This is a genomic window from Algoriphagus sp. UBA3586 (genome assembly GCF_002376385.1).
Taxonomy (GTDB): domain Bacteria; phylum Bacteroidota; class Bacteroidia; order Cytophagales; family Cyclobacteriaceae; genus Algoriphagus; species Algoriphagus ornithinivorans.
In genome coordinates this window covers 22,855-29,535 of sequence record NZ_DFMT01000022.1, presented here as the reverse complement: position 1 = coordinate 29,535, position 6,681 = coordinate 22,855, and the positions used below count along the sequence as shown (strand labels likewise).

Below are 6,681 nucleotides of genomic sequence, written 5' to 3'. Positions count from 1 at the left end.
CCTATTTTTGGGGAAGCTTACAACATCAGTCAACTTATAAATTAAAGTCGCTAAAAGTCCAAGTGAAAGAAGTCCTGTCGCTATTTTTAGTTTATTATTCATTTGCGTGTGCACTTGCGGCAAGATTGCGGTTAATTCTTTTGGTAATTTTCTTTTCTCTGAATAACTGTGTTATAAAGAATGAAATGCTTAAAGTTATCCAAAGCCAATATTCATACTCAAATGCCCAATTGATAAAAGGTGGTATTATTAATAGCCATTCGAGGAATAAAATCAGTCTAATTCTGTCAGGTTTTAAGTTAAAGCCTACTATGTCAAGAATAATAATGGCAGCAAGAAAGCCACCAATAATCCTTAATCCATATACGAAAAACAAAAGTGGAATTGTCAATAGACTTAAAAACAGAACTACCGTCCAATCTTCATTTTCAGAACCTTCAAGTCCAATTAGTTTGAAAAATATCAGACTTAAATATGTGGTCACATAAAAACCCACAAAATGAACCCAATTTGTTGCAAGTATTTTTGATGTGTACTTAATTCTATTTAACATCCTGTCGGGTTCTCTCAAATGTGCTACAACGTTTTGGCGCTTGGCGCAGTGGCGGATTTCGGAGCTCAAAACTGTCAATACACCACAAATGTTGATGCGAGGTAGAATGTTCAATTAACCACGTCACCCGCCATTGAGCCAAACGCCTGTTGGTGGCTGGTGTTCTCATTTCGTTAGTCGTTTTAAAAGATAGTCAGTCTTGTTTTTCATTTCATAAATTATATGTTTTTCAAACTTTTGTCTGTCGCTTTCAAGTTCACTATAAGTTGTCAATATGACCTGTGCATCATCTGATGAAATGTTTTCAATAACACTTACACAGTCAATAAGTGAATCGTTGTCCAAATTCTGTTGTTTAGGTTCGTCAAGGATTAGAACATTGGGAAAGTTTATCGAGTCTAAATTTTTGAATTTTATTGAAGTTTGAAGAAGCGATAAATAATAGCTCAATATGATTCTGATGTTATCGCTTGAACTTGAAATATTATAAATATCATAGTTGTCAAGATATGGAGTGTAATTGTCATTACCATCTACTTTAATACTTCTAATTAAAGTCTGATTTCCTTTGAATAAACCTAGGCTTGTAACATTAGACTGAACATATTTTGTTATTGAATTTATGATAGCTTCGTCATTAGTTGTTTGCTTATACTGCGATACTTCTTCGTTTAGTTTTTCTAATTCTATACTTGATATAGTGATGTCTCGTCTTAATGGTTTTAGGTCTTCCCATCTTTGGGCAATTCTCGAATACTTCTCCATTTCTTTATGGGTGGAATCAGCATCTAAAATTCTTTTTCTTAATTCTGCGAATTCCTTACCTGCAAAAGTTTTAGTTTGATGCTCAAGTTGACTTTCATACTCCTTAATCTTGTCGCTTATCACATTTCTTTGCTCAAGAATTTTTCTTCTGTCTAAAATTCTCTGTTTTATTACTTTTTTAAAGGTGTTTTCTTCATCTTCTAGAAAGGCTAAATTTTGTTCAGGAGTTGAAATTTTTTTCGATAATTCAGAATGACACAGAATACATTCATCGTCTTGTTTCGTTTGCAATTTAGCTTCACAAACAGGGCAGGTTTTAATGTTTAAATCAGTAGAAAGCTCCTTAATTTTCTTAAGCTGCTTGTTCTTATATTTGTTAGCAGTAATTCTGTCTATATAGCTTTCATATCCTGATATTTCAATTGATATTTTCTCAACTTTTTCGGAAGCTTTTCTATATTGATAGTCTAATGTTTTTAAACTGTCTCTTAATTTTTCATTGCTTTCTTCATACTCCTTATTTTGACTAGAAAGCTGATTGATAAATTCAGATTCAGCTTTATATTTTTCCTGTAAATATTTTATGTAGTCATAAATGCTTGTCTTTCCAATTGAGTTTGTATTTACAATTGGAATGTCTTCAGATTTTTCTGCATTTGCGATTATTAAAAGGTTTTCTTCCTTTTGATATAATTCATCTTTGAACTTTTTAATTCTCGTTTCAAGTTCCTTTACCTTAATTACAGTTAGATGTAGATTAAATCTGTCAAGTCCAAAAACATATTCAAAGGCAACTTTCTTGACATCCTTAATATTGTATCTGGTAACTTGTCTTGCTTGAATTTGTGACCAACCGGCTCGCTGTTCTACAAAGAATAGAGGCAAAATATTCTCAAAGTAGAGTTTAGAAAGTTTATTGTCATAAGTTGGTAATTCAACCTGTTTCAATCCAATAAAATTGAATAGAAAATTTTGGAATCCATTTTCTGAAAAGACACCTTCACCCGATACGATTAGCTTTGTAACTTCTTCTGTCTTGAAAAACTCATCAGCGGAACAATTTTTGACAGCTGCAAGGTGAAGTTCATCACCTTTAATGTAGCGAAATATTGTTACTGTTTTTTCTCCGTTTGAAATTTCAAGAAGTAAATATGAAGTCTTGATATTTTTTCCATCGATTGAGTTGTAGAATTCAGGTTTGAAAGGATTTTGAATTGTCTTAAAAATACCTAGTCCCTTTTCAGCTCCTAAGCCGTATATAATACCTGTGATGATACTTGTTTTTCCAACTGAATTCGGGCCATAGATAATATTCAATCCATTTTTAAATGGAATAGTCGCCCCATACTTCATATCATCTTGGGTGATGATAGTATATGTTAATTTATTTATTATCAGTTTCGACATTCTGTTTCCAATATGAATTTGGGATGACTTCTGTAATTATGTTTATGGCTCTATCTTCTACAAGACGACTTCCGAATAGTTCCAAGAAATTAATTTCAGCAGGAAATACATCCTTTATTTTTTCGTAAAATCCTTTACCTGTTTCGGTTAACTGAATTCTGATATTTTTGTCATTTTCATCTGCTTTATACGTGATTAAGTCTCTAACGTATAGGTATAAAAACATATCGTTAAATCTTATATCCCAAGGAACGCTTTTATATTGAACTATATTGAAATCAATTTCAACCTGCGATTTAGTTTTGAATTGGCTTAGTTTGGTTAAAACATTTTTTTGTCCATTAAAGTATTCCACAATAAATTTTGCTTGAAATGCTTCGTTCCGTAACAGAAAGTCAATGCAAGCAATCACGTTTTTACTCAAACCAAATTTATTATTAAGCATACCAAGAATAATGAGGATTCTTGTTGACCTAAATTGAATCCTGTCTTCGGGTTGTATATAAGTTGGTCTGTCCAAATTAATATTTGGTTTAAGACCTTTATCGGTGATTGACTTTATTAAATGATTAAACTGTTCCATTCTTTCTCCAATCTAGTGGGCATTGTGCTGCTAATTCAAACACAACTCCGTGTAAAAATTTTTCTTTGTCACCTTTAAGTTCAAAGTCTTTATAGAAAGTCAAAATTTCTTTTTCCGCTTCGTGAAAAAAGTCGTGAAAAAATTTACTTGGTGTATATGTATCATCAATATTGAAGTTGTTTGTTAATCTGTCAGCCTTTAATCTTAAATTACTTTCCCAATTTAAAATATTTGACCTAAGACTAGGATTTAAATCGGTTAAGCCATCGACAAAAACTTTGTAGTTTGCTCTCAATCTATGGTATCTAATTCTGTGTTCGTCATCATCGCTTAAAACTGAATTCAACTTTTCATCTAGCGTTGTTTTTAGTTTTGGGTTTTCAATGGGGTCTGAATCTGTGTCTTGAATTGAAATAATATCTGCAAATCGTAATGTTTCCTTTTTTTGTATTAGATTGTTTACAATGGCTTTGATTCTCTTTATTTCAGTTTCTCTGTCAAATGATATATCACAAGTGGTTTTGTCAAAAACCTTTTTGTAAACGTCAGTGTCAAGTGCGAATAGTTTTTCAATCTCTTTATCAGGTGTCCAAAAGTCAACAGGGTATTTGAACTGTCTAGTAACTTTAGATTGTATGTTGTGGTCGATATTGCTTAAATCTCTTAAAGGTGAAAGAGCTATAAAGGCTGTCGGGTTATGACTTGAAGCTTCTAGTTGAAGTTGTTTATTAAAGATGTCTGCCCAATCAAGTTTAGCCGTTGTGTAGTATTTACATTCAATAAAAAATTCTCTTTCTTGCTCGTCATCATCTAAAAAAAGAACACTAATATCAAAACCATTTTGGTCACCTGAATCTTGTTTGCGGACTTGCAATACAAGGAAGCCCATTTCTTCAAATATTTTTTTGAAGAATGGTTTAACTAATTTTTCAAAGTCACTTCCTGTAATTGCCATTTATTTTATCTGTATGTTATTTGTTACACTGTCGTCTTTTACACTTGCCACCAACGGGATTCAGCTTGGAGACGGCGGGCATTCGGAGACGTTCTCTTCCTGCCTACTCCTAACTTCTTTAAGATAGTGAACTTTATATTTACTCTAAACCGCCCGCTGTATCCAAGGTGGTGTTATGGTGCGTTTTTCTTTATTATTTGGCATTTGAATCAAACCCTAATTTGTCAAATTTGTCGAACACTTGAATTTTACCATCAGAGCCTTTTAATTCTGTTCTCCAAAGACCAATACCTTTAACATAAGTTTCAATTTTACTAACACTTTCTAATCCTTCAACTTTTTGTTCTACTTTGATAACTTCAACATCTTTTCCATCAATTTTTTCAATATCCCAGAACGAGACACATTTAGTCAAATCACCGGAGATATCCTTAAATGACCATGTCAATTTTTGCCCCTTAGATGGAATTTTAAGTAGTACTGATGCCGGATTGTGAATTCTTTCTTTCTTTGTTTCTGATAAAGTTGTGGAAACAGATGATGTCATCTTTACTTCATTATTTGAAAACTCAACCCTTTTTCTGAGAATAGATGATGGGCTAGAACCAAACATTTGAGCGTCGATTAATTCATAAGAAGCACCTTTATTAATGTAATAAATAGTCCTTGTCATTTCTGTCCTAGATCCAGCTTTATTTGGAGTATAGAATGTAGTCTTGTTACTAGGAGAATTTGGTATAAAAAACTCCTTTATTTCTTGAGAATTTGCGTTCGAAATCATCAAAAAACATAAAAATGCGATAAGTGAGTGTTTTTTCATTTTAGAATAGATTATTTGTTACGTTTCTTTTGTTTAAGATTCCAAAGGACTTCTATTTGAAATTCTTCCTCTGCAATTCTGTTTATTTTAATGTCAATAATTTCAAAGTCATTTCTTGTGCGTACAGCATTATTATTTAATTGTGCTTCATTTTTCAAGAGTAGGTTTGGAATAATTGCACGAATTTGATATTCGTCATATTTCCCATTCAAATTAATTATTGTTGTTATCATGACTTGTATTTAATTTGACCCAAAATATAGCAATGCACCAAGTACAGCAATACCCCCTACTGTATTAAGTACTTTAATTCCTTTACGAGCAATTTTTTCAGTTTCTACTTTAACTTCTCTTTCACCCATAATTTCTGAAACTTCATATTTTACAAGAAATCTCCCATTTGATTCTTCTTTAATTTTATTTGCTATTACATTCTGAAGATCTTCTTCAGGCGAGTACTTCTTAAATTTAACATCACCGTTATTTATTTTAATTTCTGTAAGTCCTCTGGTAAAATCAACATTCAAATTATTAATTGTTGCTTCTGTCATAACCTCAACACCCTCTATGTAAATCCTTGGGATCATAATTGACGCACTTCTTAAGAGTCTTAAATCTTTGTCGGTTCCGGAAACAAGAGTAGCATTCATTTCCGATTTAATACTGCCGGATCCTAAAACTATAGCTGACCCGTAATTCTGACTTTCTGTTCTATTGTCTATCAATCTATAATTAACATTGTAAACATTAGTGAATCTTTTATATTTGGTTTTTTCCTTTAAAAAAGATTCGTAAGAAGGAAAGTTATCGGTGTTTTTGAAAAAATTCAAAATTGCACCTTTTTGAGTTAAAAGAGTTTGCTTGTATTGATTGGGTGAATATTCCTGAAGGTCATATATTTTAGATTTAATTTCATTTTCTTTAATTAACCTTAATTTTTCTGCTTCTTCGTATCTTCTTTGTTCTTGTTCTAAAGCTTTTGTTTTTCTTTCTAGATTTTCTTTAACACTTGAAGGAAGGTTTAAGGGGTTATTTATTCTCCATTCTACTGTTGCCAACCCATTTTGATGAAGATATAATTTAGAATAATACCGAAAATCTTCTGAAAAATAATAGTCCTCAACTTTTCTTTCTTTATAAGAATTATTAAAATGTTTTCTCAAATCACTCAAGGAAACATTTTCATATTGGGTGAGAATGTATGATAACTTACCGTTATTCATTACATAATATTTGCAATAATCCGCAATTATTTGAAAATCAACCAAGTATTGGTTGTAATAGCATTGAATCACCTCGGAAACTTGACCATTTTGATATTTAACATCCCATACAGCTCTTGAACTTGCCCGATTTCCATAGCTATCTGCCCTATTATGACTTCTGGTAGTTAATTCAATTATTTGTTTAATCTGTTCTCCATCTTGGCCAACATGAATTGTTTGCGAGCTTGATTCATTCCATAAAAGCCCTAGAAAAATTACTATTGTTAATGTTCTTTTCATGATTGATGTTTCTTTAAAATGCACCATAACGGTCTCGTGTATGAGCAGTAGCGGATTTATATCCACTAAACTGTCAGATAGCAAGATACTTAA

General features: G+C 31.8%; 7 protein-coding genes. All 7 read right to left on the bottom strand.

Annotated features, from left to right (window positions below; translation table 11 throughout):
- Window positions 1–94: 94 nt before the first annotated feature.
- Window positions 95–553 carry a hypothetical protein gene (locus B2906_RS07740; protein WP_286937077.1) on the bottom strand — a complete coding sequence of 153 codons (459 nt, stop codon included), beginning with the start codon at window positions 551–553 and terminating at the stop codon, window positions 95–97.
- A gap of 165 nt (window positions 554–718) precedes the next feature.
- Entirely contained in the window at window positions 719–2,725 is a 2,007-nt protein-coding gene (locus tag B2906_RS07735) for an AAA family ATPase (protein WP_286937063.1), read from the bottom strand.
- Window positions 2,703–3,308, bottom strand: a complete 606-nt coding sequence (locus B2906_RS07730; protein ID WP_286937061.1) for a hypothetical protein — start codon at window positions 3,306–3,308, stop codon at window positions 2,703–2,705. Before B2906_RS07730 ends, B2906_RS07735 begins: the two co-directional genes overlap by 23 nt.
- Window positions 3,295–4,263, bottom strand: a complete 969-nt coding sequence (locus tag B2906_RS07725) for a restriction endonuclease (protein ID WP_286937058.1) — start codon at window positions 4,261–4,263, stop codon at window positions 3,295–3,297. Before B2906_RS07725 ends, B2906_RS07730 begins: the two co-directional genes overlap by 14 nt.
- A 193-nt stretch (window positions 4,264–4,456) precedes the next feature.
- Window positions 4,457–5,083, bottom strand: coding sequence for a hypothetical protein (locus tag B2906_RS07720; protein WP_286937057.1), 627 nt, complete (start codon window positions 5,081–5,083; stop codon window positions 4,457–4,459).
- An 11-nt stretch (window positions 5,084–5,094) separates the two neighbouring features.
- Entirely contained in the window at window positions 5,095–5,316 is a 222-nt protein-coding gene (locus B2906_RS07715; protein WP_286937054.1) for a hypothetical protein, read from the bottom strand.
- A gap of 9 nt (window positions 5,317–5,325) precedes the next feature.
- A complete protein-coding gene (locus B2906_RS07710) occupies window positions 5,326–6,588 on the bottom strand; it encodes a hypothetical protein (RefSeq protein ID WP_286937043.1) in 1,263 nt (420 codons plus the stop codon).
- Between the last annotated feature and the right edge of the window lie 93 nt (window positions 6,589–6,681).

What these genes read in the sequence shown, in the direction of transcription:
- B2906_RS07740 (WP_286937077.1), bottom strand. Translation starts at nt 553, where the DNA reads ATGTTAAATAGAATTAAGTACACATCAAAAATACTTGCAACAAATTGG.
- B2906_RS07735 (WP_286937063.1), bottom strand. Translation starts at nt 2,725, where the DNA reads ATGTCGAAACTGATAATAAATAAATTAACATATACTATCATCACCCAA.
- B2906_RS07730 (WP_286937061.1), bottom strand. Translation starts at nt 3,308, where the DNA reads ATGGAACAGTTTAATCATTTAATAAAGTCAATCACCGATAAAGGTCTT.
- B2906_RS07725 (WP_286937058.1), bottom strand. Translation starts at nt 4,263, where the DNA reads ATGGCAATTACAGGAAGTGACTTTGAAAAATTAGTTAAACCATTCTTC.
- B2906_RS07720 (WP_286937057.1), bottom strand. Translation starts at nt 5,083, where the DNA reads ATGAAAAAACACTCACTTATCGCATTTTTATGTTTTTTGATGATTTCG.
- B2906_RS07715 (WP_286937054.1), bottom strand. Translation starts at nt 5,316, where the DNA reads ATGATAACAACAATAATTAATTTGAATGGGAAATATGACGAATATCAA.
- B2906_RS07710 (WP_286937043.1), bottom strand. Translation starts at nt 6,588, where the DNA reads ATGAAAAGAACATTAACAATAGTAATTTTTCTAGGGCTTTTATGGAAT.